The sequence below is a fragment of the Mesorhizobium sp. SP-1A genome (genome assembly GCF_032460275.1).
Classification (GTDB): Bacteria; Pseudomonadota; Alphaproteobacteria; order Rhizobiales; family Rhizobiaceae; genus Mesorhizobium.
Genome location: NZ_JAVXZD010000004.1, coordinates 603,754 through 626,694, shown reverse-complemented (window position 1 = coordinate 626,694; position 22,941 = coordinate 603,754). Strand labels below are relative to the sequence as shown.

Sequence of the window (22,941 nt, the reverse complement as noted above, 5' to 3'; positions counted from 1 at the left end):
CGGGGCCGGCGCCGTCGCTCGGCATTGCCTTGCCCCCGCTTTGCCTTCCGGTTGGTTCCACGCTACTAGCGGGCGATGGAGCCAATTCGTATCGATGATCCCGCCGACGCGCGTGTCGGCGCCTATCTCGACATCCGCGAACGCGATCTTGCCGGTCGCCAGGGGCGGTTCGTAGCCGAAGGCAGGGTCGTGCTGGACGTGCTGCTCACGACCGGGCGCTTCCGGCCGGAATCCGTCCTCGTTCTGGAAAACCGCCTAGCCGGACTGGCGGACAGCCTCGCCAAGCTGCCGGCCGGAATACCCGTCTATGTTGCGAGCGGCGACGTCATGGACCGCATCGCCGGCTTCCACATGCATCGGGGAATCCTTGCGATCGGCCTGAAGGACAGCAAGCCCTCGCCGCAGGAACTGCTCGACGCGCTTCCCGCAAAGTCGCTGGTACTGGTGCTGGTCGGCATTTCAAACCACGACAATATGGGCTCGATCTTCCGCAACGCCGCCGCCTTCGGCGCCGGGGCGATATTCCTCGACCGGACCTGCTGCGACCCGCTCTACCGCAAGGCGATCCGCGTTTCGGTCGGCGCCGCGTTGAAGGTTCCCTTCGCCGTCTTCGATGACACCGCATCCCTGGCGGACAGGCTCGACCGGCGGGGTTTCGACCGCTATGCGCTGTCACCCGGCGGCCGCACCGATATCCGGCAGGCTCCGTGCGCCGAGCGGCTGGCGCTCTATCTCGGCACGGAGGGCGATGGCCTGCCTGCAAGCCTGCTTTCAAGCATGAACACGGTCCGCATCGGCATGGCAGCGGGCTTCGACAGCCTGAACGTCGCAGCCGCATCGGCCATTGCGCTGCATCATTTTTCGGCCGGGCAGGACCGTTCGCCCGATACTGGCGGTGTCATTCGGTCGGCGCGGCCTTCTGCAGCGCCCTGACCCGGTCGGCCAGGCTGCGCACGTGGCCGGCGACGTCCTTGCCGTTCGCCTCCGGCACCGAGAGCGCCTTGGCGATCGGCGAATCCGGGCCGTCGAGCCGGGAGGCCAGAAAGACGACCTCGGCGGCAAGGTCGCTCATCTGCTCGCGCAGTTCGTCGTCCCGTTCAGCCGATGCGGAAACGCCGTTCGGCGGGGCATCCAGCGACGCAAGGCTTGTCTTGAGCCGCTTATTCTCGCGCGCCAGCGCCGTCAGCCGGCCTTCCAGCCGCTCGCGATCGGAATTGAGCCGGGCGACCGTCCTGTCGATCTCGCTGCCGGCGTTCGGCGGGACCTGCGCCTCCGCCACTTGCTCGACGGGCTGCGACGACGGCCCGTTCCCGTCGCCCTCCTTCGATTTCCCGCGCAACCGGGCCAGTTCCGCCTCGCGTCGTTCGAGCTTTTCCTCGCGGTCGGCCAGCGTCGAAAGCAGTTGTTCCACCTTCTTTTCGAGATCGGCCGACTTCTTGCGCTCCGCCTTCAGGGCCTCTGCATTTGCCTTGCCTTCAGCCGCGGACTGCTGGTGACGCTTGTCGGCCTCCTTGCGCTGGGCGCGCAGAACCGAAATGTCGCTCGACAGTTTCTCGATCTGGGATTCGCGCGCGACAAGGTCGATCTGCCTCTTGCTGGACGAGAAGCTCGCCTCCTCGTAAAGCCGCGTGAGGTTTTTCCACTCGGCTTCGCGGTCGGCCAAGGCCTTTTGTGCCTCCGCGAGCTGGCCGGCGAGCGTCTGGATCTCGCCGCCCCGCTCGTCCAGGGCCGTCTGCAGGCCGGCGGCCCTGCCCTTTTCGGTGGTGAGCGTCTCGGTCTCAGCGGCCCGATCCGCCGTGAGTTTCCTGAGGTCCTCGCGCACGCGGCCGATCTCGACCATTTGCTCGGCGACCCTGCTCTTCAGCGCGGCCGCCTCCATCTCGAGCTTGCGCGCCATCATGGCGAAGCCGGCTTTGACCCGGTCCTTGTCGGCCTGGATCTCGGCGAGCGTGAGCGGCGCGGCCGCCTCGATGCGCCGTTGCGTCAGCACCACGGCGCGGCGCCAGACGGCCGGCCCGACCAGCACCACCAGGAAGGCCGCGGCGAGGAAGCCGAGGATGAAGAACAGGACCGACTGAACCAAGGCGACGACCTAACTCGTTTCGAAGCGCAGGGCCGCCGCAAGGGCGGCGCCCGTTTCCGCATGGCGGAAATCCCGCCACGCGGCAAGCCCCGCCGAAGCGGATGCATCAATCAGAACGGGTTCCAGGTGGGCGCGGACGTAAGCTTCAGGTAGCCGAGATTGACGCCGAGCCGGGCACCGACGCCGGTGCGGATCGGAACGAGCACCATATTGCCGGCCTTCAGCACGTTGAAGCCGACGCCGGCCACCACATAAGCCGACCCGGCGACGCCGCCGAACCGGTCGTAGAGGTTGCTCACATCGTTCAGATTGTAGACCAGCATCATGACGCGCGAGCCTTCGCCGCCGAAATCCCAGCCCAGCGACGGTCCCTGCCAGAACACCCGGTGGTCGCCGGCGTTCTTGGTGTAGAGGGTGCCTTCGCCATAGGTGAGGCCGCCGATCAGCGCGCCGGAGCCTTCCTCGCCCAGGAGATATCCGTTCGGCAGGCCGTAGGAGGAAAAGATCTTCTCCACCACGGTCGCCAGCCCGCCCGAGGTCGAGCCGAAGAAACGATGGCCCGAATCGACGATTTCCTGAGCCGTATATTCCTGCGCCTGCGAGCGCGAGGTCGAAAGGACGAGAACGCCCACGAGCGCCATCGTCATGGCGATGACGCCGAAGAAATTGCGTCGGTCGCAAAAACGGGAAAGCATGCTTCCAAATCTCCGTCAGGGAGCCCTTTCGCCGACGCCTCGATTGCACGGCTCTTGAGCGGCCGCTTTCATACTGTTTAACGCAAACTAAGCCGTAATTCTTTTTCAACCATTAACCCTACAGATGAAGATGGCGGTTCGAAGACCGATGCCGCCCGCATCGGCCGTCGAAACAGCGCTTTGCACGTCCTTTCCGGCCGTGCGCGCAGGCGACCGGTTTTGGATTTGTCGCCGTGCGCGGATGGAATATATCCGGAGCCGGGCGGGGAAAGCTTGATTCGCGCGGTCGGCATTGGCGAAGGCCATCCGCCGATGGATGTGGTTTTGCGAGGGACAATGGCCGACCTTTTCACTCTTTCCGCCACCGATCTGGCAGCGCTGCTGTGCAGCCGGGTGTGCCACGACATCATTTCGCCGGTCGGCGCCATCAACAACGGCCTGGAGCTGCTGGACGAAGGCGGTGCCGACCAGGATGCCATGAACCTCATCCGGCAGAGCGCGCGGAACGCGTCCGCCCGCCTGCAGTTCGCGCGCATCGCCTTCGGCGCGGCCGGATCGGCCGGGATGCTGATCGACACGGGCGATGCCGAGGCCGTCACCGTGGCATTCCTGAAGAACGAGAAGCCTGAACTGACCTGGACCGGCAACCGCGCATTGCTGCCCAAGAACAAGGTCAAGCTGCTGCTCAACCTGGTTCTGGTCGCCAATGCGGCGATACCGCGCGGCGGCAAGCTTGCGATAACGCTCGAGGACCTGGAGACGCAGCCGCGCTTCTCGCTCAGCGCCCGCGGCCCGATGCTGCGCGTGCCGCCGAAGTTCCTGGAACTGCATTCCGGCAATGCCCCGGAAGAGCCGATCGACGCGCATTCCGTGCAGCCGTACTACACCCTGCTCCTGGCGCGCGAGGCGGGCATGACCATATCGATCCACGCCACGCCGGACGAAATCGTCCTGTCGGCGGCCTGATCCTCCGCCGCGACCGGGCAGGCTCCGGCTCCTTCATTGACGGCCGTTCTGTTCCACCGGCGACCCTTAACGGCCCACGGCCGGAGTAGGCGTGCGCCGCAAGCCCGCTTCGGAACAATTTCAGGAAAAGTGCGACGCGTTCTTCGTCAGGAACTCCATGAAAACAAGAGGATAGATCGCCCCGATATTTCCGGGAAACGGTGAAGCGATCATCTAAGGAGAATTTTACCCAAAGCCTTTTCGGCTTCTTTACAGGCGCAGGCTAGCCTTCGCCGCGCACGCCCGAGGCATCCGGCTCGGGGGAAACAAGGGGCCCGGAAATGAAGCGCTGCATGTTCGTCGACGACTCGAGCGTCATCCGCAAGGTGGCGAAGCGCATCCTTGGCAGTTCCGACATGGTGGTGGTCGAAGCCGGAAACGGGCGCGAGGCGCTCGACATGTGCGCCTTCGAAATGCCGGATGTGATCGTGGTCGATGGAAATCTCGAGGATGTTCCGGTCGCGGATTTCATTCGCGACGTGCATGCTCTGGCAGGCCAGGGCAAGCCGCGGATTCTGGTATCCCTGGTCGAGGTGGATGTCGCGGCCATCATGCGCGCCAAGCGCGCCGGTGCGGACGGTTATCTGCTGAAGCCGTTCAACCGGCCGCAATTGCTGGAGCGGTTCCGGTCCTTGCGGGCCGCGGCCTGAACCGACGACAGCAATTCTCGCGAAAAAATTCCAAATCCCGCCAGATGACACGCGAAAAACCCGGCCTTGGCCGGGTCTTTCATATCGCCAGAGATCGGGAAACCGACCCGTCAGGCGCTTTCGCGGATATCTTCGGGCTCGCGCAGCACATAGCCGCGGCCCCAGACGGTTTCGATATAGTTCTGGCCGCCGGACGCCGCGTCGAGCTTCTTGCGCAGCTTACAGATGAAGACGTCGATGATCTTCAGTTCCGGCTCGTCCATGCCGCCGTAAAGGTGGTTGAGGAACATTTCCTTGGTCAGCGTCGTGCCCTTGCGCAGCGACAGCAGCTCCAGCATCTGGTATTCCTTGCCGGTCAGATGCACGCGTTGGCCGCTGACCTCGACCGTCTTGGCGTCGAGATTGACGATCAGTTCGCCGGTGGCGATGACCGACTGGGCGTGGCCCTTCGAGCGGCGTACGATGGCGTGGATGCGGGCGATCAGCTCGTCCTTGTGGAACGGCTTGGTCATGTAGTCGTCGGCGCCAAAGCCGAGACCGCGTACCTTGTCCTCTATGCCGGCCATGCCGGACAGGATCAGGATCGGCGTCTTCACCTTGGAGAGGCGCAACGTCCTCAGAACCTCGTAGCCCGACATGTCGGGAAGGTTGAGGTCGAGCAGGATGATATCGTAATCGTAAAGCTTGCCGAGATCGACGCCCTCCTCTCCGAGGTCCGTCGTATAGACATTGAAGCTTTCGGATTTGAGCATCAATTCGATGCTCTGTGCGGTTGCACTGTCGTCTTCTATCAGCAGAACACGCATTTTAATCCCCTTTTCTGCTGCCGGACCATCTTACGACCCGTCCGGGACCGGAGCAGTGAATTGCCTGAACCGAAGCTGCCACTGAATGGTTAACAAAACCTGATTCTCCGAACCAACGGGTATCAGATTTTTTAACCAATTTCCACACTCTCTTGAATCCCCTCGCGAATCCATAGCCGAGCCGGCTCATGCAGCACGTTAGAAAAACCTCATAAGTGACTCTTTGGATTCCCGCCTGCACCCTTGCACTGGACTAGAATTTTTACCCGGCCTTAAGCCCTGCGTCGTATGATTAACAATGCCCGTAAACGAAAGGTTACCGGCTCGAAAAAACTTTAGGGGTTTGTTTCCCATAGGCCGCCGAATGCCGGGGGATACGGTCGCGGCCAGGCCGGAGACGGCTGATGGGCAGATATGTTCGCGTACGCATTTGCAGGAGTACCGAGTCATGAAGTCACGTGAAAACCTTGTGCGCCTGAAGCAGTTTCAGGTGACCGAGAAGCGGCGGCAGTTGCAGCAACTCGACACGATGATCGCCGAATTCGAGCGAATGGCCGGGGAACTCGAACTGCAGATCGTGGCCGAGGAAAAGAAGGCCGGCATCACGGACATCAACCATTTCGCCTATCCGACTTTCGCCAAGGCGGCGCGCCAGCGCCGCGACAACCTCAGGAATTCCCTGGCCGATCTGGCCGAGCAGCGCGCCACCGCAGAATCACTACTCGGTGAAGCTGAAGCGGAGCTTTCCAAAGCCGAAATGCTGGAATCGCGAGACCGCTCGCGCGAGGCCGACACCGGCGGCCGCAGCGCCATGATCGGCTGATCTTCCGGCCCCACTCCCCTTACGACTCGACGCCGGCATCTGCGTCGCGCCCGCAGATCGCGGTGCGGCGGGCACTGCGTAGCATCGGTTCCCCTGGCTTCGGCCGCGTTCGGTCCGAGCCCGATCGCGGGAAATCACGTTTCGACGGGAATACAGGCCGCAGGCCGATTTTTACCGGAGAATACTTTTAGCGGATAATACATGGAAGAAGGGCGCGGTCCTGCCGCGCCCTTCTTCCATATGCATTTCCCGTCTCTGCAATCAGTGACGATATTGCTGGATGCGCGTGGTGCGCAGACCGGCCAGGCCGTATTCGTCGATCGACGCCTGCCAGGACAGGAATTCTTCGGTGGTCAGCTTGTAGCGCTGGCAGGCCTCGTCGAGGCTCAACAATCCACCACGCACGGCTGCCACGACTTCCGCCTTGCGCCGGATAACCCAGCGGCGCGTGTTCGAAGGCGGCAGATCGGCGATTGTAAGCGGGCTGCCGTCGGGCCCGATAACGTATTTGACTCGCGGTCTAACCAGATCGGTCATCATACTCTCTACTAAAAACGCACAGACCCAATCCCCGCCACACTACCGCCACAGCTTTAAAAATTGCCTAAGCGGTCTCTAAGGGATAAGTAAGCTTCGTGAACATCGCGTTAGGTTTTCGGTAAGCAATTGAAACAATTGCAACACGTCGGCCAACCGCCGCCGTCGATCTGCGGCCCGGGCTGGCGTCGCCAGAAAGCCTGACCTATATTTCATCTGCCGCGTCTGGCGGCTGCACGTCGGATCGAAAAGAATGAACAGCCTGGATCTTCCCGGACGCCCCGAGGAAACACGCGTCGTCGTTGCCATGTCGGGCGGCGTCGATTCATCGGTCGTGGCCGGGCTGCTCAAACGCGAAGGCTACGACGTCGTCGGCGTCACCTTGCAGCTTTACGATCATGGCGCGGCCGCACATCGCGCCGGCTCCTGCTGCGCCGGGCAGGACATCGACGACGCGCGGCGCGTCTCCGAAACGCTCGGCATCCCGCACTACGTGCTGGACTATGAGGAGCGTTTCCGCAAAGCCGTGATCGATCCGTTCGCCGCGAGCTACGTTGCCGGCGAAACCCCCATCCCTTGCGTCGCCTGCAACCAGACGGTGAAGTTTGCCGATCTCCTGGCAACCGCGCAGGAGCTGGGCGCGGACGCGCTGGCGACCGGCCACTATATCCGCAGCCGCCAGAATGGCGCCCACCGGGCGCTCTACCGGCCAGTGGATGCGGACCGCGACCAGAGTTATTTCCTGTTCGCCACCACACAGACACAGATCGACTATCTGCGCTTCCCGCTCGGCGGCCTGCCCAAACCGGCGGTACGAGCCATCGCCGAGGAGATGGGGCTGGTCGTGGCCGCAAAGCAGGACAGTCAGGACATCTGCTTCGTGCCGCAAGGCAAATATTCCGACATCATCGCCAAGCTCAGGCCCTCGGCCGCGACGCCGGGCGAGATCGTGCACATGGACGGCCGCGTGCTCGGACGCCATGAAGGCATCCTGCGTTACACGATCGGCCAGCGCCGTGGCATCGGCGTGGCTTCCGGCGAGCCGCTCTATGTCGTCCATCTCGATGCCGACAATGCCCGCGTCGTCGTCGGCCCGCGCGAAGCGCTGGAAACGCACAAGATCTATCTGCGCGACATGAACTGGCTGGGCGACGGTTCGCTGTCGGGCATTTCCGCTTCCGGCATGGAGTTGTTCGCCAAAGTCCGTTCCACGCGTCCGCCGCGGCCAGCCCTGCTGCGCCACAAGGATGGCGCCGTCTGGGTGGAACTGGCCGAAGGGGAAGCGGGCGTGGCGCCGGGGCAGGCCTGCGTGCTCTATTCCGACGACGGCAACGACGCGCGCGTCTTCGGCGGCGGCTTCATCGAACGCTCGGAACGCGGCGCCGAGGCCGAGGCCATGCTGTCGAAACTGGCAGCGCGACCGGCTTCCGTCGCCGCCGAATAGGCGACCTTCTAAGCCCTGAAACGGTCGTGGGACACGGTGCCCGCGGTCAGGATGCGCAGCACCCGGATCGCTTCCTCGCCGTCCGTGCGCGGCGTTTCGCGCGTCTCGATGCAGCGGATGAAATGCTCGAGTTCGCGCGTCAACGGCATGCCGTGCCCGATCGGCACATAGGCCGGCTCGTTGGCGGTGAAGGCCCAGTGGCCGCTGTCCTGCCACACCGCATGGCGGTAGACGGCGAGCTTGCGCTCCCAGGGCTCCACGTCGTCGAACACGGCCATGGCCTTGGTGCCGACGACGGTCAGCCGCCGCTCGCGATACGGGTTGAGCCGCGAGGCGAACAGGTGACCACGCAGCCCGTTCGGGAACAGCATGTGCAGGTGGGCGAAATCGCTGAGATGGTCGAGCAACGCCGCGCCCTCGCCCCGAACCTCCACCGGCTCGGCGCCGGTGATGGCGAGAATCATCGACAGATCGTGCGGCGCGAGATCCCAAAGCGCGTCGTTTTCGGTGTGGAATTTGCCGAGGCCGAGCCGGTGCGAATGGATATAGCGAACCTCGCCGAGTTCGCCTTCGTCGACCAGCGCCTTCAGTTTCTCGAACGCGGGATGGAAGCGCAGCACATGGCCGACCATGAAGACGCGGCCATTGTCGTGCGCGGCCTGCACGGAACGCTCCGCGTCCGGCACGGTCAGCGCAATCGGCTTTTCCACCAGCACGTCCTTGCCGGCCTCGACCGCGCGCACCGCCGCGTCGGCATGGAATTGCGGCGGCAGCGCCATGACGATGGCGTCGATATCCTTGTGCGAGAACAGGTCATCCGGATCGATGGCCAGGCAGTCCTGCTCGCTGGCGAAGCCTTCGGCACGCGCCCGGTTGGCGTCGGATACCGCATAGAGCGCGCCGAGCCCCTTCAGCGTGCGGATATGGTTCGAGCCCCAGTAGCCGCACCCAAGGACTGCAATACGCGGTTTCATCGATCATTGAACTCGAGATTTCGTGGTCGAGACATAGCGACGTGCTTGCCCGAACTCAACCCCAACCCGTTCGCGATACCGTCTTCCGCCGTTTCCCGCGAGCCGGAAAGCACGCGCCGGACTTGCGCGTATTTTCCACGTACCTGCGCGCTTGACAGGATCGCGGCAGGCACCTTATATCCGCGCGACCTTGGCGACGGCCTCGGGACATTGCGCGGTTTGCAATGTTTCCGTCGTCCCGTGGCGGAGTAGCTCAGTTGGTCAGAGCAGAGGAATCATAATCCTTGTGTCGGGGGTTCAAATCCCTCCTCCGCTACCAGAATTCCCCCCGGGAATCCGCACTTCGTCCGTTCTCATTTCTTGATCCAGGGTTTTCCTGCGGCAACAGAAGCGCATCTGTGGTTCCAAGCTGTTCCGCCCAGGCGATATGCGTCCGCAACGGGCGATTCCGCAATGCTCGACGGCCTGCACGCCTCCCCTCGAACCAAGCGCGATTGATTCCCTCGGCCCTGCATAGGCTCTCGGATTGGAAAGCTTTGCCGTAACGGGACCAGCGCGTTCGGCGGCAAACCGGACGCGGCTAATGGCTGCACGGTCGATAAGCCGGCCGGGCGCAAAGGAACCGTTCAATCCCGAAAAGGTTACGGATTTCGAGGAGCCGCGGCCATGGGAACTCCAAATGCAGCCAAAAACAGGGACATCGTCGCCATCGGCGGTTCGACCGGCGCCATCGGCCCGCTCAGAAGTATTCTCTCTTCACTCCCGCAAGACATCCCGGCCGCTATCGCCGTCGTACTGCACGTGCCGGCGGAAAGCACCGGGATCTTCACTGCAATCGCGTCGACAGAGACGGCATTGCCGGTGAAGCACGCCGAAGACGGGGAAAAACTGGAACACGGCACCGTCTATCTGGCCGCGCCCAATCACCATTTCCTGGTCCTCGACAACAAGGTGAGGCTTGGCTCCGGGCCCCGTGAAAACCTTGTTCGGCCTGCGGTCGATCCGCTGTTCCGGTCCGCGGCTCTTTCCTACGGTTCTCGCGCGATCGGAGTGATCCTGAGCGGAATGCTGAACGATGGAGCGTCCGGCCTAGCGGCAATCAAGCATTGCGGCGGGGTGGCATTGGTACAGGCGCCCCAGGGCGCGGTCGCAAGTGAAATGCCGCTGGCAGCTCTGGAAGCCTCCCCCGTGGATGGAAGCTTCGGGGTCAGGGAGCTGGGCGCTGCGATTGTCGAGAAGGTGCGCGAGCGCCCCGGACCACAGATGCCGACGCCGCCGGAAATCGCGCTGGAAGTCGAGATCGCGGCCGGCTCGCCTCTGGATTCCACGGAGTTGGCCAGGATCGCGAAACCATCGGTGTTCACTTGCCCGGACTGCGGCGGCGTCCTTTCCGAGATCGAGAAAAGCAAGCCTCCGCGTTTCCGCTGCCAGGTCGGGCATGCCTATAGCGGCCGCGTGCTTCTGAGCCAGCAGGAATCTCAGGTCGACGAAGCAATGCGGATCGCGCTTCGCATCATCGAGGAACGCGCCGCTTTGGTGACACGCATGGGCAAGGACGCCGCGGCGGTCGGCAGGATCGGCATCGCCGAAATGTACGAAAAGCGTGCCGCTGAGTATAGGGCGCATGCGGAGATTATCCGCAGCACGGTCCTTGACCGTATCCAGAACCGCAAGAGCGAGGCCCTGGCCGAATCCGAAGCACGAAGTCTCAGGGCATCCGAATAGTTAAAGCGTTTTATGCCTGCACGGAAACGCTCTAGAATAGGGGAAACGGGATAAGTGCACGAATGGACGACAGTGAGATACCTCCAAGCTCCTCTCGGGCGAGCGGCTCGAAGAGGCGGAATGCCGATGGTGCCGATTCCCAGGAATTGCGCGCCCTGATCGGCATTGGGGCTTCGGCCGCGACGATCGACGGTGTCGAGAAACTGTTGAGCGCATTGACCGGCCAGATCGACGACTGCGCCGTCGTCCTCATCCTGCAGCAGCGTGAAGCGCTCACGGACGAAAACCTTGAGAAGCTGAGAAAGGCCAGCGGCGCCGACCTCAACGTCATCCACGACGGCACCACCCCCGCGCCGGGGGAATCTATCTCTCTCCTGTGGACGCCAAGGTCATCCTGAACGGGGGCAGGCTGCATGTGAGCAAGACACAGGAACCGCCTGGGGAGAGAGGCTCGATCGACAGCTTTCTCGTCTCCCTGGCCGAGAACCAGCGCCGAAAGTCGATCGGTGTCGTCATGGACGGCGTTTCCGTTGGCGACGGAACGCTGGGCGTCATCGCGATCAAGGAATCGGACGGACTTACGCTGGCGGAGCGGGCCCTGTCGGCCGACGACGAGCATCAGGACCAACTGCCGAGATCGGCGGCCGCCGTCGCGGATTTCGTGGTGCCTGTCGATGAATTGGCGGAACGCATACTCCGGCATATTTCCAAGCCGCCTAGCGCCGACGGGGCAGAAAGCTTCGACGACATCGTTGTCAGGGCCGCGCCGCAGCTGAAGAAGATTGCAACCGTTCTGCGCAACCGCACCGGCCACGACTTCCACGGCTACAAGCACAACACCTTCTTCCGCCGCGTCCAGAGACGCATGCAGGTCACCCAGTCCGAAACGCTCGACGCATATCTCGAAATCCTGCGATCCGAGCCGGAGGAAGCGCAGAACCTCTTCAACGATCTGCTGATCGGCGTGACGCACTTCTTTCGCGATCAGAAGGAATTCCAGGCTCTCGAACTTGAGGTGATCCCGAAACTGTTCGAAGGCAAGGGCGCGGGAGATCACATCAGGGTTTGGGTCCTCGGCTGCGCGACGGGAGAGGAGGCCTATTCCCTGGCCATCCTGTTGCGCGAACATATGATGAAGGTGGATGCAGTCCCGCACATCCAGATCTTTGCCACCGATATCGACAACCGGGCGCTGGCGCAGGCCCGGGTGGGGCGCTACTCGATTTCCGCGGTGCAGGAAATTTCGCGCGAGCGCCTTGCACGATGGTTCGTCAAGGAAGGCGACACCTATTGCATCGTGAAGGAACTGCGGGAGATGTGCATCTTCTCGCAGCACAACCTGATAAAGGACGCGCCCTTTTCACGGCTCGACCTGATCTCGTGCCGCAATCTTCTCATCTATCTCAATGCGGAGTTGCAAAATCGGGTCATTCCGCTCTTCCACTTCGCACTTCGTTCGGGCGGCTTTCTGTTCCTCGGCAATTCGGAAAACGTCTCGCGCCATTCGAAACTGTTCGCGCCGGTCGACCGCAAGTACAGGATTTTCCGTCAGGTCGAGGCGATGGGCCGCGTCCTTCCCGAATTCCCGCTTTCGGCCATCTCGGCCGTTCGTCAGCAGCACGATGCCCACGTGGTGCCGCGCGCGGCCTTCAACAACAGCTCTGCCATCACAAAGCAGGCGGAGCGGATCATGGAACGATACGCGCCGGCCTATCTCATCATCGACGAAAATCATGATGTGCTGCATTTTTCCGGCCGTACCGGTCGGTTTCTCGATCCCCAGACCGGCATCGCGAACCTGAATGTTTTCAACCTCATTCATCGCGACCTGCGCATGGATTTGCGGTCGGCCTTGCTTCGGGTGGAAGCCGACGGGCAGCCTGTTCGCATCAACGGCCTGAGGATCGGGCAGAACGGCAAGACCATGTTCGTGACGCTGTCGATCGAGCCGATCGACGGCGGCGCCGGCCAGCCTCCCCGCAATGCGATCGTCCTTCAGGACGGCTACGTCGTCTCGGACGAGGACGAAGCCAGCCAGTTCGTGGGGGCCCGGCCGGGTACCGAGGACGACCATATCAGGCGCCTCGAGGAGGAACTCCGGGTCACGCGCGAGAGGCTTCAGGCCACGATCGAAGAGCTGGAAAGCACGAACGAGGAACTGAAAGCATCCAACGAGGAATACCAGTCGGTCAATGAAGAGCTGCAGTCCTCGAACGAAGAACTGGAGACCTCGAAAGAGGAACTCCAGTCGTTGAACGAGGAGTTGCAGACGGTAAACGGCGAGCTTGCGCATCGGGTGGAGGAACTGGCCCGCGCGAATTCCGATCTCAAGAACCTGCTCGAAAGCACGCAGATCGCCACCGTGTTCCTGGACAACGAACTCAGGATCAAGAGTTTCACGCCGGCAATGACCGACATCTTGCATCTGATCGAGAGCGATGTGGGCCGTCCCATCCATCATATTGCGAAGAAGATCGCCTATGACGACATGGAACGCGACGCCCGACGGGTAATCCGCACCCTCAGCACGGTCGAGCAGGAGACGATCAACCCGCAGACGAATTCGCGGTTCCTGACGCGCATCCTGCCTTACCGCAGCATCGACAACGTCATCGACGGCGTGGTGATCACATTCCTGGACATCACGCCGCTGGCGCTTGCCGAGCGGCGGCTGCGCGAAAGCGAAACCCGGCTGCGCTCGGTCGTGGAAGGGATTCCGCAACTCGTATGGCGCGCGGAGGACGGGGGACACTGGACGTGGTGCAGCCCGCAATGGACGATATTCACCGGACTCTCGGAAGAAGCTTCGCTGGGCCTGGGCTGGATGGAGGCCATCCATCCCGACGACAGGCGGCAGGTGCAGGAGGCATGGGCCACGGCGGTCGAGGGCGGCGCGTTGAATATCGACCACCGACTATGGCACGTGCAAACCTCGGAGTACAAGAGCGTTCGCCTGCGGGCCAGTCCGGTCAGGGACGAAGCCGGACAGCCGATCGAATGGTTCGGTACCGCGACCGACGTCAATGAACTCGTGGTCCTGCAGCAACGTCAGGCGATACTTCTGCACGAACTTCAACATCGGGTGCGCAATATATTGGCGCTTGTCAGCTCCATCGCGAACCGTACCGCGCAGAGCAGCAGTACCGTGCAGGAATACGAGGACAATCTGAATGGCCGGATACTCGCGATGGCGAGGACCCAGAACGTTCTGACGAGCGAGCCGGGCGCCCGGCTTTCGCTCGAGGATCTGTTCCGAAGCGAATTGGCAGCCCATGGGATAGAGACAGGAGAACGCGTCGATATATCGGGCCCGGGAATTGCGCTGACCGGAAAGGCCGCCGAGAGTCTCAGCCTTGCCATTCATGAACTGGCCACCAACGCAGCCAAATACGGCAGTTTCTCCAGCGATGACGGGAAACTCGCCATATCCTGGCAGATCAGGAAAGGCGATCCGGGCGAAGTCATCACCATTTTCTGGATCGAGAGCGGCCTGTCGATCGAGCCTCCGAGCCGGCGCGGCTTCGGCTCGGAATTGATCGAAAAGCTGGTGCCGTACGAGTTTGGCGGAACTGGTCGGCTTGAGTTTCGTTCAGATGGTTTGAAGTGCGAGATAGAAGTGCCCTTATCCGAAGACGTTCGTCTTGAAAGGAACGGGGAGAAGCAAGATGAGAGCGGCTGACCGTGTGCTCGACGGCTATTGCATCCTGGTTGTTGAAGACAATTTCTTCATCGCAGAGGATGTTTGCGACAGTCTGCACCAGGCCGGCGCCGAAATAGTCGGTCCTGTAGGAAACATCGACGAGGCTTTACAGTTGGCACGGAAAACACAGAATCTCGACTGTGCCGTTCTTGATCTCAACCTGCACGGCGAAACGGTCGAGGAAATCGCGCGTGTGCTCCACGACCGATCCGTCGGCTTCTTCTTTATCACCGGTTACGAGACCGGCGGGATATCGGAGGCATTCTCCGGCGTTCCGCGGCTCATCAAGCCTTTCAACGGGGAGGCTTTGATCACCATGGTGCGCCAGCAAAGCAGGATTGGTGCCCGACAGGCGAACTGAGGCAGCCTGTCTTTATTTGCGTCTTCCACCGATATTGCGACCGTTCCGGATCAATGCGCGCCCGAACCAGCCCAGCGTTTCTGCTGGGCCGCGCGGTCGAGGCGCTTGCCGAACGCCGCGATGATGCCTTCCCGGAAGAAGAGCACGACCACCAGCGCGACGCCGGTGATGATGACCAGCGTATATTCCGCGCCGAAGCCACGCACGAAATGCTCCAATGTCCTGATGACCAGAACGCCGGCCAGCGCGCCGTAGCGATGCCCGAGGCCGCCGATGACCGCCATCGCCACCACCATGCCCATCTCGCTCATGGAAAGCATGGTCGGCGCCAGAACGCCGACATAATTGGCGTAGAACGCGCCCGCCAAACCGGCCAGCGCGGCGGTGATGACGAAGGCGGTGATCTTCACGCGGAAGATATCGACGCCGATGCCGCGCGCCACTTCCTCGTCGTCGCGCACCGATTGCATCAGCAGGCCGAGACGGCCGTCCAGCACGAGGTTCTGGACGAGGAAGAACAGCCCGGTCAGCAGGCCCGCCAGGACCAGATAGGGCGAGCGGTCGAAACCGGCGAACAGCTTCGGCAGCTGCATTCCCATGGAGCCGCCGGTGATGTCGGCGGCCGCCGCCAGGAACACCGCGAAAGCGCCGGCGAAAGCGAAGGTGATGAGCGGCAGTTGCACGCCGCGGACCCGCAAGGCGACAAGGCCGAGCACCCCGCCGACGATAGCCGTGAAGACCGGGACAGCGAGAAAGGCGGTCCAACCCGGGAGGCCTGCCCAGTTTACCATCGCCGCGGTGGCGTAGGCGCCGGCGGCGGCAAGGCCGATATGGGCGAAGGAATATTGCCCGGCAAAGCCGGCCAGCAGGTTCCACGATCCCGCCAGCAGCAGATAATAGGCGGACAGGATCAGCAGGTCGGCGAAGATCGGCTTCAGGCCGACGGCCGCGAGCGCGAAACCGGACAGGGCGAACAGCACGGCCACGCCGTAGTGCATGGATTTGGTCACGCCACCACTCCCGAACCTTCGCGGTTCATCCAGTTGCGGACAATGGTTTCCAGGCGGCCGGCGATGTCGGCCGCCGGACCGTCCGTGTCGTTGTGGCCCATTGCCAGAACATAGACGTGGTCGGCGACCTCGAGCGCCTCGCGCACATTCTGTTCAACCAGCAGCACGGTGACGGACCGGCGCTGCTTCAGCCGCGCCAGTTCGCGATACACCTCGCGCACCATGACGGGGCTCAGGCCGGCCGTCGGCTCGTCGAGCAGCAGCAGGCGAGGTTCGCCGACGAGCCCCCGCGCGATCTCGACCAGCTTCTGCTGGCCGCCGGAAAGGTCGCCGGCCTTGCGTTCCAGATGCGGACGGATCGACTCGAACAGTTCGCCGCATTCCCTGAGCCGCCGGTCCAGCCAGTCGCGTTCGCTCCTCCGGTGCCAGCCGCCGAGACGCAGGTTCTCGGCAACCGTCATCTGCCCGAAAACGGATGATTCCTGCGGCACGAAGGAGATCCCCGCCTCCACCAGCTTCACGGTCGGCAGGCCCTCGACCCGCTCGCCGCCGAGGCGCACCTGGCCCCGCGTCACCGGCGCCACGCCAGCGACGCCTTTCAGCAGGGTCGATTTGCCCGCGCCGTTCGGGCCGATGATCGCGGTCATTGAATTGGCGGCACCCGTCAGGTTGATGCCACGCAGGATCTCGACGTCGCTCTCATAAGCCACGCGCAGGTCGCTGATTTCGATGCCCACGCTCATGCCAGATAGGCCTCCCGCACCCTCGGGTCGGCGGAAACCTCGTCCGGGCTTCCCATGGTGAGCACCTTGCCCGCCGCCAGGACGACGACGCGCTGGCAGAGACCGAAGACCCACGGAAGGTCGTGGCTGATGACGATGAAGCCCGTGCCGGCATCGCGCATTTCGGCGATGATCGAGCGCATGACCTCCATGATCGCCGGATTGACGCCCGCGGTCGGCTCGTCGAGCAGCGCCACCGCCGGGCTTGCGAGCAGCAATCTTGCGAAATCGATCAGCTTGCGCTGGCCGCCCGACAGGCGCTCGGCCGGCCAGTCGGCAACCGGTCCGAGCCCGACGCGCTTGAGCGCCTCGACGGCGCGAGCCTCGGCGGACCTGCGGTCCATGTCGCGCACCAGACCGGCCATGGCGACGTTCTGCGCGGCGGTCAGCTTGCCGAACGTCCCGCCGTTCTGGTAGCTGCGAAACAGCGGCCGCCGCTTGTGCGACTTGGGCTCCAGCCCGGTGACGTCGACGCCGCCGAGCGTGATCGTGCCGGCATTGGGCCGGAACTGGCCCGAAACAAGGTTGAGGAAAGAGGTCTTTCCCGCGCCGTTCGGCCCCACCAGCGCCACCAGTTCGGCGGCGGCGAGGCGGAAATCGACGCCGTCGATGACATGATTGCCGCCGAAGGCCTTCCTCAGGCCGGCGGCTTCGAGGACGATCCGGCTCATATCGCGCGCCCCATCCTGCCGAACAGGCCGGCCGGGCGCAGCAGCAGCACCGCGATCATCAGCGCGAAGCCGTATGCATCGGTGTAGCCGCTGGCGACGTAGATCGTGCCCAGCACTTCGACGACGCCGAGCAGAAGCCCCGCGGCGAGCGCGCCGCCGATCGAGCCCATGCCGCCGATGATGACGACGATGAACGCCTTGACCAGCGCGACCACGCCCGAGGACGGGAACACGAACATCAGCGGCGCGAGCAGTGCGGCCGCCAGGCCGGCCAGCGCGCCGGAGACCAGGAACGCATAGTTGGCGTAGCGATGGACGTCGATGCCGACGACGGATGCGCCGAGCGGGCTTTGCGTCAGCGCCCGCCAGGCCCGGCCGATGTCGGTGCGGTAGACGATCCAGAACAGCGCGCCGATCAGCACGATCGCCGCCGCGAAGGCGACGAGCCGGTTGCCCGAAAGGTGGATGTAGTCGAAGAAGTTCAAATTGCTGTCCCACAGGCCGGGAAGCTTGCGATAGGTCGTGCCGAACAGCAGCGTGGCGGACGCGATCAGGAACTGGCTGAGCATGAAGGTGGCGATGATGGTGTATTCGCCCTTCTGGCGCATGCGCGAAAGATAGATCGGCCTCAGCACGACGATATTGGTGGCGACGGCGATCAGGGCGCCGGCCGCGGCGGCCGCAACCAGGCCGATCCACACCGGCATGCCGAGGCTCGTCACCGCGAAAACGGCGGCGAAGCTGCCGAGCATGGCGAACTCGCCATGGGCGAAGTTCACCACGCGCAGGATGCCGAAAACCAGCGACAGCCCGACCGCGAGCAGCGCGTAAAGCCCGCCCTGCAGCAGACCGAGTATCAGCGACTGGACGAAAAGCTGATCCATTCCCGTTTCCTTCGACGGGCGGCCGCCGGTCAAGCCCGCGGCCGCCCTGTGCGGTCAATCACTTGACGACATGGACCAGTTCGGCCTGCGCCTCGCCGTCGCCGACCTTGTTCAGCTTCTTGAAGAACATGGCGAACTTGTCCCATTGGTGGAAGTTCACGGTGCCCGCCTCGTTGCGGAAGAAGACCGGCCCGATCGTGCCCTCGAACTTCACGTCGGGCAGGGCTTCCACCAGCTTGGCGGGTTCCGAGGACTTGGTCGTCTCGATCGCGGTCTTCACGGCGTTGAAGTCGTCCCAGAGATAGTACTGGAAGATGGCCGGCTCCGACCCATAGGCCGCCTTGTAGGCTTCGATGAACGCCTTGCCGGTCGGCGTGACCGTCATCGAAGGGTCCGAGAAGGTGGGGTAGATCACGCCGACGCCGGCCTCACCGACGGTCGGCCAGAAGTCCGGCAGCAGCGGCCAGTCCCAGCCGGTGATGATGTCGGCCTTGAGGCCCACTTCACGGCCTTGCTTGATCGACAGGTTGGTCGCCGCGAAAACCGTCTGGACGATGACCGCGTCGGGCTGCGAGGCGGCGATCTTCGTCATATGGGCGGTAAGGTCCTGCGTCTGCGCCTGGAACTGCACCACGTCCAGCGAAAGCTCCGGCAGCGCCTTCGCCGCTTCCTGGAAAGCCTTGGCGAAGCCAAGGCCGTAGGCGGTGTCCTCTGCCAACACCACCACCTTCTTGTATCCGCGCTCCTTCACGAACGGCACCATCTGGGCAGCGATCTGGCTGTTGTAGGGGCCGATGCGGAAGACCTGCGGGTAGTTCTTGGAAGTCACCTCGTCCGACCAGGAATAGAAGGCGAGCAGCGGGACGTTGTAGCCCTTCGCCACTTCCATCTGCCCGATCGTCACGGACGAGGACCACACGCCGAGAATGGCCGACGCGTTGGCTTCGGTAATCGCGCGTTCCATCGCCGACACGCCGACCTCGACCTTGCCCTGGTCGTCGTAGACGGCAAGCTTCACCTTGCGCCCGTCGATGCCGCCCGCGTCGTTGACCGTCTTCACCCACAGGTCGGCGGTCTTCTTGATCGCCTCGCCCGAGCGCGCATCGCCCGGCTCGGAAAGCGGCGACACGAGGCCGAGCACGATATCGTCGTCGGCGAAGCCGACTGTCGGCATGAGGGTCAGGGCAGCCGTTCCCGCAAGAGCTGCGAGCACGGTGCGGCGTGAGACAGGTTTTAAGATTTCGTTCATTTCGGTTGATCCTCCCATGGATGCTTCCCTTGGTCCTCCAGGCGCAGGCCGCGACCTGGAAGGTCCGATATCAGTCGTTGTCGTTCAGTCCCGCTCCGGCTCCCGTCATGCGCGAGAGTTCGGAAGAGGGAACGTAGGTGCGCGCCGCCAGGGCCTCGAACCGTGTCTTCAGCTCCGGCGGCAGGTAGACGGGACGCACCGGCGCCGGGCGACAGGCTGCATGATCCGTACCGGCTGGCGCCTGCGACAATCGAAGCCGCTGCACAAGGCCCGCGAGTGCGGGAGGCACGGTCCCGATGTCGGCGGCAACCGAAATCGCGCATTCGCCGCGGTCGGTCTCCACCTTGACCCCCGCTCCGAGATGCGACGCCGCGGCGCTCAGGAAGGGCAACAGCAGGGCCGGCGCGGCAACAGGGCCTGCGATATCGATGCTTCCCCGCGCCAGCAGGAAGGCATGGTCGGCGAGCGAAGGGCCGAGAACCAGCGGATTGATCGGCAAATCGTCCGCAGCGCTCCACGCGTCCCTCTCCGCCGCGATACGGCGTGACAGGTCGCCGCCAAGCTGCAGCTCCAGAACGTCGGCGATAAGCGGCAGACAGGCCTCGCCCTCGCCTGCCAGTGCTCGCGCGCATTTGCCGGCCTCCTCGGCCAGCCCCCAGGAGAGCCCGGCGCCGCGAGCCGCCTTGCGCACCAGCGCATCGATCTCGTTGAGCGAGCAGAAGTCCTCATTGCCGGCCGCGAGGCCATGGGCCGGCGGAACGGTTTCGGCCGGCGCGCGGCGGTCGGCCGGCCGCGCCGGCGGCGCAATCGGAGGGATCGCCCAGTCGTCGGGGTCCATAGCGCCGAATTCGTCGGGAAACGGCGCATGGCGAAACAGTGCGATGCGCACCCACCGGTCCGATCGCGGATCGAAGCCCGACGCCCCGAAGAACGACAATTTGCAGCGCAGCAGATCGATCGGCCGCATCGCGGCGTCGATCAGATTGTCCCTGATCTCGGCATAAGGATACTCTGCGGCAATCTGCGCGCGCCGCGCGACGTGGCGGAATTCGGGCCGCTCGAGCAGGAAGGAGGCAAGCCGCGTTTCAGCCGGATAGGCTCGCAAAGCCTGATGCAGCGCCTTGACGTCGCGCGCCACGCCCAGAGGCTGTTCGAGGGCGGCACCTTCATCGGAGGCTCGCTCGCCGAGACGGGGTTCGAGCTTTTCTTCCGAAACATACCAGAACCGCGCGGTGGCGTCGGCACTGTCGAAATCCGTCGCAAGCGCGAAGCCATAGGACGCATCGATCGTCTCGGAGAGGGATGCGAGCGTGGCAGACCCGTCGATCCGGAATGTCCGCGCTTCGTCGCAGGCCATGGTATCGGCAAGGTCGTCCACGAGATGGCCGTATGGCTCGATCAGCAAGGTGACGAGAAATTCCTGGGCCTCCAGGCCGAGCCGCTCCTCGGCCAGGCGGTAGAGTTCATCCCAGGCAAAATCGGCCGAAAGATCGAGCGCTGCGATATGCGAGGAAAGCGTATCGAGGTCGCGCCGCAAGCCCTCGATGCGGGCCATCTGCACGGCGTCTTCGACGGTCCAGGCTTCCATTTGCCGCCGCCCGCGCGCCAGCATGTCGCGGAAGGTGGCGATTTCCGCAGCCGATGCCTGCCGCACCGCGCGAACACGGGCCAGCGCCGTTTCGCGGCCGGCGATCCAGCGATCCACCAGCGGGGCATGCGTGACCAGGAACGGCGCCATGCCGAGGCCGGTGGAGTTGCCGACGCCGAGCCGGCGCCGCAAATCCCCGTCCAGACGCACCGCCGTTTCCGGGGCAAGGATGCGGGCCGCATGCTCGACCAGATCCACCGTATAGGCGCGGATCAGCCAGACCGTCAGCATCTCGGCAGCGAACGGGCCGGAGAACTCCGGCCTGTCGCGGATCGCTTCATGATCGGCCAACCCGAACTTGCCGCTGCCATAGACCGCCGTGGTGCGCATCAGATAGCCGACGGCGTCGAGTTCGGCGGCTTCCGGCTGGCTGCCGGCGGCCAGCGTTCCTGCGACCAGATCGAAAAGGCGCACGCTCTTGTTGGCGCGCGCCAGCACGAGCTCGGCTGCGCTGCAGCGTCCGGCCTCCTGCCTGGGCACGTTGCGCGACAGGCGCTCGATATCGGCTCGCGTCACCACGCCGTCATGCAGCGCGAAGGTCGCATCCCATTCCTCCGCGATGACCCGGTCGGTGCGCTTTGCCGGATCGAGATCGTTGGCGAAGGCCACCAGCGAATAGACGCGGCCGTTGCCACGCGCCTCATAGACGGCATGGCCCACGCCTTTGGCGTCCACGTTCCAGACCGTGCGGGCGAAGGTCCATCCCTCGTGCGCCAGCCGCCGCAGCAGCACCCGCATGAAGCTCAGTCTCGTCTGGTGGAAGCTGCCGAGACGGGCGAGCCGCATGACAGTATCCGGCGCGCGCAGCGGCACGGCTGCCGGAGGGGCCTCCCGATGCGGCAACGGGCGGCGCGCCTGTTCCATCAGCCCCTGCCCTGCGCGGCGAGCGGGATGGCAGACGGAGCGCCGCTCTCCTCGCCCGGCGTGAACGAGTGTTCGAAGAAGCGCAGCCAGTTCTCGCCCATGACGGCGTCGATATCGGCCTGCGCAAACCCGACCCCGGCCAGCCCGGCCGCGACCTTGCCGAAATCACGATTGGAGCGGAACCATTCCGGCTGCCGCGGGAACGCGGCGCGCTCGGTCTGCGGCTCCTTCGTCCATTTGCCCCGGCGCATCCATTGCACGACGTCGTCGGGCTGGTTCTGGCACAGGTCCGAGCCTATGCCGATATTGGCGACGCCCATGATCTCGGCCGCGCGCGCAACCATGGCGCAGAACGAATCCAGCCTGCAGTCGCTGCCATCCTTGAGATGATGCGGGTAGAGGCTGAAGCCCAGCATGCCGCCGGTTTCGGCCAGCGCCTTCAGCACCTCGACGGGCTTGTTGCGCGGCACCGGATGCCACTCATGCAGGTTGGCATGGGTCACGGCGATCGGCCGGCGCGACAGTTCGATGGCCTCCAGCGTCGAGCGGGTCGCCGAATGCGACATGTCGATGACCATGCCGACGCGATTCATCTCGGCGATGACCTCGCGCCCCATGCGCGTGATGCCGGGGTCATTCGCCTCGTAGCATCCCGTCGCGAGCAGGCTCTGGTTGTTGTAGGAAAGCTGCATGAAGCGCACGCCGAGCGTGTGCAGCACCTCTACGAGGCCGATGTCGTCCTCGATCGGCGAGCAATTCTGCAGCCCGAAGAAAACGGCCGTGCGGCCCTCCGCCTGCGCGCGGCGCACGTCGGCGGCGGTGCGCCCGGCGAAGATCAGGTCCGGATAAGTCTCGAACCAGCGGTTCCATCGGCCGATATTGTCGACCGTCTCGCGGAAGTCCTCGTGATAGCTGATGGTTGTGTGGATCGCATCAACGCCGCCGGCGCGCAGGTCGCGGAAAATCTCTTCCGAGTAGTTGCAATATTGCAGGCAGTCGATGACGGCGGCGCGGCTCCTCCCGTTCATGG

21 protein-coding genes and 1 tRNA gene are annotated in these 22,941 nt (G+C 63.9%); 10 read left to right on the top strand and 12 right to left on the bottom strand.

Annotated elements, in window-relative coordinates; genetic code table 11:
* Nucleotides 1-75: 75 nt before the first annotated feature.
* Nucleotides 76-933: an RNA methyltransferase gene (locus QU595_RS21365; RefSeq protein ID WP_315925638.1), complete on the top strand. Its 858-nt coding sequence runs from the start codon at nucleotides 76-78 to the stop codon at nucleotides 931-933.
* Here QU595_RS21365 and QU595_RS21360 read toward each other — a convergent pair.
* Together QU595_RS21360 and QU595_RS21355 are read right to left on the bottom strand one after the other, a co-directional pair.
* Complete coding sequence (locus QU595_RS21360) at nucleotides 899-2,083, bottom strand: hypothetical protein (RefSeq protein ID WP_315925636.1); 1,185 nt, start codon at nucleotides 2,081-2,083, stop codon at nucleotides 899-901. The genes QU595_RS21365 and QU595_RS21360 overlap by 35 nt on opposite strands.
* Nucleotides 2,084-2,193: 110 nt before the next feature.
* Entirely contained in the window at nucleotides 2,194-2,730 is a 537-nt protein-coding gene (locus QU595_RS21355) for a DUF1134 domain-containing protein (protein WP_315925730.1), read from the bottom strand.
* 384 nt (nucleotides 2,731-3,114) lie between these two features.
* Here QU595_RS21355 and chpT point away from each other — a divergent pair, with 384 nt between their 5' ends.
* Nucleotides 3,115-3,744, top strand: a complete 630-nt coding sequence (gene chpT / locus QU595_RS21350) for a histidine phosphotransferase ChpT (RefSeq protein WP_315925634.1) — start codon at nucleotides 3,115-3,117, stop codon at nucleotides 3,742-3,744.
* Between the two features lie 320 nt (nucleotides 3,745-4,064).
* Complete coding sequence (locus tag QU595_RS21345; protein ID WP_315925632.1) at nucleotides 4,065-4,433, top strand: response regulator; 369 nt, start codon at nucleotides 4,065-4,067, stop codon at nucleotides 4,431-4,433.
* Between the two features lie 110 nt (nucleotides 4,434-4,543).
* On the opposite strand, the gene ctrA is transcribed toward QU595_RS21345, so the two are convergent.
* Nucleotides 4,544-5,239 carry a response regulator transcription factor CtrA gene (gene ctrA / locus QU595_RS21340; protein WP_315925630.1) on the bottom strand — a complete coding sequence of 232 codons (696 nt, stop codon included), beginning with the start codon at nucleotides 5,237-5,239 and terminating at the stop codon, nucleotides 4,544-4,546.
* Between the two features lie 448 nt (nucleotides 5,240-5,687).
* Here ctrA and QU595_RS21335 point away from each other — a divergent pair, with 448 nt between their 5' ends.
* A complete protein-coding gene (locus QU595_RS21335; protein WP_315925628.1) occupies nucleotides 5,688-6,062 on the top strand; it encodes a flagellar export protein FliJ in 375 nt (124 codons plus the stop codon).
* A gap of 261 nt (nucleotides 6,063-6,323) precedes the next feature.
* Here the strand turns inward: QU595_RS21335 and QU595_RS21330 are convergent, their stop codons facing one another.
* Nucleotides 6,324-6,599, bottom strand: coding sequence for a DUF1153 domain-containing protein (locus QU595_RS21330; protein WP_019173843.1), 276 nt, complete (start codon nucleotides 6,597-6,599; stop codon nucleotides 6,324-6,326).
* A gap of 253 nt (nucleotides 6,600-6,852) precedes the next feature.
* Between QU595_RS21330 and mnmA the strand changes: the two genes are divergently transcribed.
* On the top strand, nucleotides 6,853-8,043 hold the full coding sequence (mnmA, locus tag QU595_RS21325; protein ID WP_315925622.1) for a tRNA 2-thiouridine(34) synthase MnmA: 1,191 nt from the start codon (nucleotides 6,853-6,855) through the stop codon (nucleotides 8,041-8,043).
* 8 nt (nucleotides 8,044-8,051) lie between these two features.
* Here the strand turns inward: mnmA and QU595_RS21320 are convergent, their stop codons facing one another.
* On the bottom strand, nucleotides 8,052-9,017 hold the full coding sequence (locus QU595_RS21320) for a Gfo/Idh/MocA family oxidoreductase (RefSeq protein WP_315925620.1): 966 nt from the start codon (nucleotides 9,015-9,017) through the stop codon (nucleotides 8,052-8,054).
* Nucleotides 9,018-9,259: 242 nt separating this feature from the next.
* On the opposite strand from QU595_RS21320, the gene QU595_RS21315 reads away from it, so the two are divergent.
* The 5 genes from QU595_RS21315 to QU595_RS21295 all read left to right on the top strand — a co-directional run bounded on the left by QU595_RS21315 (nucleotide 9,260) and on the right by QU595_RS21295 (nucleotide 14,803).
* Nucleotides 9,260-9,336 (top strand) — tRNA-Met (locus tag QU595_RS21315).
* Nucleotides 9,337-9,683: 347 nt separating this feature from the next.
* The gene (locus QU595_RS21310; protein ID WP_315925618.1) at nucleotides 9,684-10,742 is read left to right on the top strand and encodes a chemotaxis protein CheB; all 1,059 of its coding nucleotides are present in this window, start codon (nucleotides 9,684-9,686) and stop codon (nucleotides 10,740-10,742) included.
* Between the two features lie 62 nt (nucleotides 10,743-10,804).
* Nucleotides 10,805-11,140, top strand: a complete 336-nt coding sequence (locus tag QU595_RS21305; protein WP_315925616.1) for a hypothetical protein — start codon at nucleotides 10,805-10,807, stop codon at nucleotides 11,138-11,140.
* The gene (locus tag QU595_RS21300) at nucleotides 11,119-14,421 is read left to right on the top strand and encodes a CheR family methyltransferase (RefSeq protein ID WP_315925614.1); all 3,303 of its coding nucleotides are present in this window, start codon (nucleotides 11,119-11,121) and stop codon (nucleotides 14,419-14,421) included. The genes QU595_RS21305 and QU595_RS21300 overlap by 22 nt, the downstream gene beginning before the upstream one ends.
* Nucleotides 14,408-14,803 (top strand): response regulator, encoded by a 396-nt coding sequence (locus QU595_RS21295; protein ID WP_315925612.1) that lies wholly within the window; start codon nucleotides 14,408-14,410, stop codon nucleotides 14,801-14,803. The genes QU595_RS21300 and QU595_RS21295 overlap by 14 nt, the downstream gene beginning before the upstream one ends.
* Nucleotides 14,804-14,853: 50 nt before the next feature.
* Here the strand turns inward: QU595_RS21295 and QU595_RS21290 are convergent, their stop codons facing one another.
* The 7 genes from QU595_RS21290 to QU595_RS21260 form a co-directional block, all read right to left on the bottom strand.
* Nucleotides 14,854-15,813, bottom strand: coding sequence for a branched-chain amino acid ABC transporter permease (locus QU595_RS21290; RefSeq protein WP_315925610.1), 960 nt, complete (start codon nucleotides 15,811-15,813; stop codon nucleotides 14,854-14,856).
* The gene (locus tag QU595_RS21285; protein WP_315925608.1) at nucleotides 15,810-16,556 is read right to left on the bottom strand and encodes an ABC transporter ATP-binding protein; all 747 of its coding nucleotides are present in this window, start codon (nucleotides 16,554-16,556) and stop codon (nucleotides 15,810-15,812) included. Before QU595_RS21285 ends, QU595_RS21290 begins: the two co-directional genes overlap by 4 nt.
* Entirely contained in the window at nucleotides 16,553-17,266 is a 714-nt protein-coding gene (locus QU595_RS21280) for an ABC transporter ATP-binding protein (protein ID WP_315925606.1), read from the bottom strand. Before QU595_RS21280 ends, QU595_RS21285 begins: the two co-directional genes overlap by 4 nt.
* Nucleotides 17,263-18,150 (bottom strand): branched-chain amino acid ABC transporter permease, encoded by an 888-nt coding sequence (locus QU595_RS21275; RefSeq protein ID WP_315925604.1) that lies wholly within the window; start codon nucleotides 18,148-18,150, stop codon nucleotides 17,263-17,265. The genes QU595_RS21280 and QU595_RS21275 overlap by 4 nt, the downstream gene beginning before the upstream one ends.
* A 58-nt stretch (nucleotides 18,151-18,208) precedes the next feature.
* On the bottom strand, nucleotides 18,209-19,399 hold the full coding sequence (locus QU595_RS21270; protein ID WP_315925602.1) for an ABC transporter substrate-binding protein: 1,191 nt from the start codon (nucleotides 19,397-19,399) through the stop codon (nucleotides 18,209-18,211).
* A 70-nt stretch (nucleotides 19,400-19,469) separates the two neighbouring features.
* Nucleotides 19,470-21,911, bottom strand: coding sequence for a DUF3726 domain-containing protein (locus QU595_RS21265; RefSeq protein WP_315925600.1), 2,442 nt, complete (start codon nucleotides 21,909-21,911; stop codon nucleotides 19,470-19,472).
* Nucleotides 21,911-22,939 (bottom strand): membrane dipeptidase, encoded by a 1,029-nt coding sequence (locus QU595_RS21260; RefSeq protein WP_315925598.1) that lies wholly within the window; start codon nucleotides 22,937-22,939, stop codon nucleotides 21,911-21,913. The genes QU595_RS21265 and QU595_RS21260 overlap by 1 nt, the downstream gene beginning before the upstream one ends.
* Nucleotides 22,940-22,941: the final 2 nt, after the last annotated feature.

Coding starts and splice junctions, on each gene's coding strand:
- QU595_RS21365 (WP_315925638.1), top strand. CDS start 76: ATGGAGCCAATTCGTATCGATGATCCCGCCGACGCGCGTGTCGGCGCC.
- QU595_RS21355 (WP_315925730.1), bottom strand. CDS start 2,730: ATGACGATGGCGCTCGTGGGCGTTCTCGTCCTTTCGACCTCGCGCTCG.
- chpT (WP_315925634.1), top strand. CDS start 3,115: ATGGCCGACCTTTTCACTCTTTCCGCCACCGATCTGGCAGCGCTGCTG.
- QU595_RS21345 (WP_315925632.1), top strand. CDS start 4,065: ATGAAGCGCTGCATGTTCGTCGACGACTCGAGCGTCATCCGCAAGGTG.
- ctrA (WP_315925630.1), bottom strand. CDS start 5,239: ATGCGTGTTCTGCTGATAGAAGACGACAGTGCAACCGCACAGAGCATC.
- QU595_RS21335 (WP_315925628.1), top strand. CDS start 5,688: ATGAAGTCACGTGAAAACCTTGTGCGCCTGAAGCAGTTTCAGGTGACC.
- QU595_RS21330 (WP_019173843.1), bottom strand. CDS start 6,599: ATGACCGATCTGGTTAGACCGCGAGTCAAATACGTTATCGGGCCCGAC.
- mnmA (WP_315925622.1), top strand. CDS start 6,853: ATGAACAGCCTGGATCTTCCCGGACGCCCCGAGGAAACACGCGTCGTC.
- QU595_RS21320 (WP_315925620.1), bottom strand. CDS start 9,017: ATGAAACCGCGTATTGCAGTCCTTGGGTGCGGCTACTGGGGCTCGAAC.
- QU595_RS21310 (WP_315925618.1), top strand. CDS start 9,684: ATGGGAACTCCAAATGCAGCCAAAAACAGGGACATCGTCGCCATCGGC.
- QU595_RS21305 (WP_315925616.1), top strand. CDS start 10,805: ATGGACGACAGTGAGATACCTCCAAGCTCCTCTCGGGCGAGCGGCTCG.
- QU595_RS21295 (WP_315925612.1), top strand. CDS start 14,408: ATGAGAGCGGCTGACCGTGTGCTCGACGGCTATTGCATCCTGGTTGTT.
- QU595_RS21285 (WP_315925608.1), bottom strand. CDS start 16,556: ATGAGCGTGGGCATCGAAATCAGCGACCTGCGCGTGGCTTATGAGAGC.
- QU595_RS21280 (WP_315925606.1), bottom strand. CDS start 17,266: ATGAGCCGGATCGTCCTCGAAGCCGCCGGCCTGAGGAAGGCCTTCGGC.
- QU595_RS21275 (WP_315925604.1), bottom strand. CDS start 18,150: ATGGATCAGCTTTTCGTCCAGTCGCTGATACTCGGTCTGCTGCAGGGC.
- QU595_RS21270 (WP_315925602.1), bottom strand. CDS start 19,399: ATGAACGAAATCTTAAAACCTGTCTCACGCCGCACCGTGCTCGCAGCT.
- QU595_RS21265 (WP_315925600.1), bottom strand. CDS start 21,911: ATGGAACAGGCGCGCCGCCCGTTGCCGCATCGGGAGGCCCCTCCGGCA.
- QU595_RS21260 (WP_315925598.1), bottom strand. CDS start 22,939: ATGAACGGGAGGAGCCGCGCCGCCGTCATCGACTGCCTGCAATATTGC.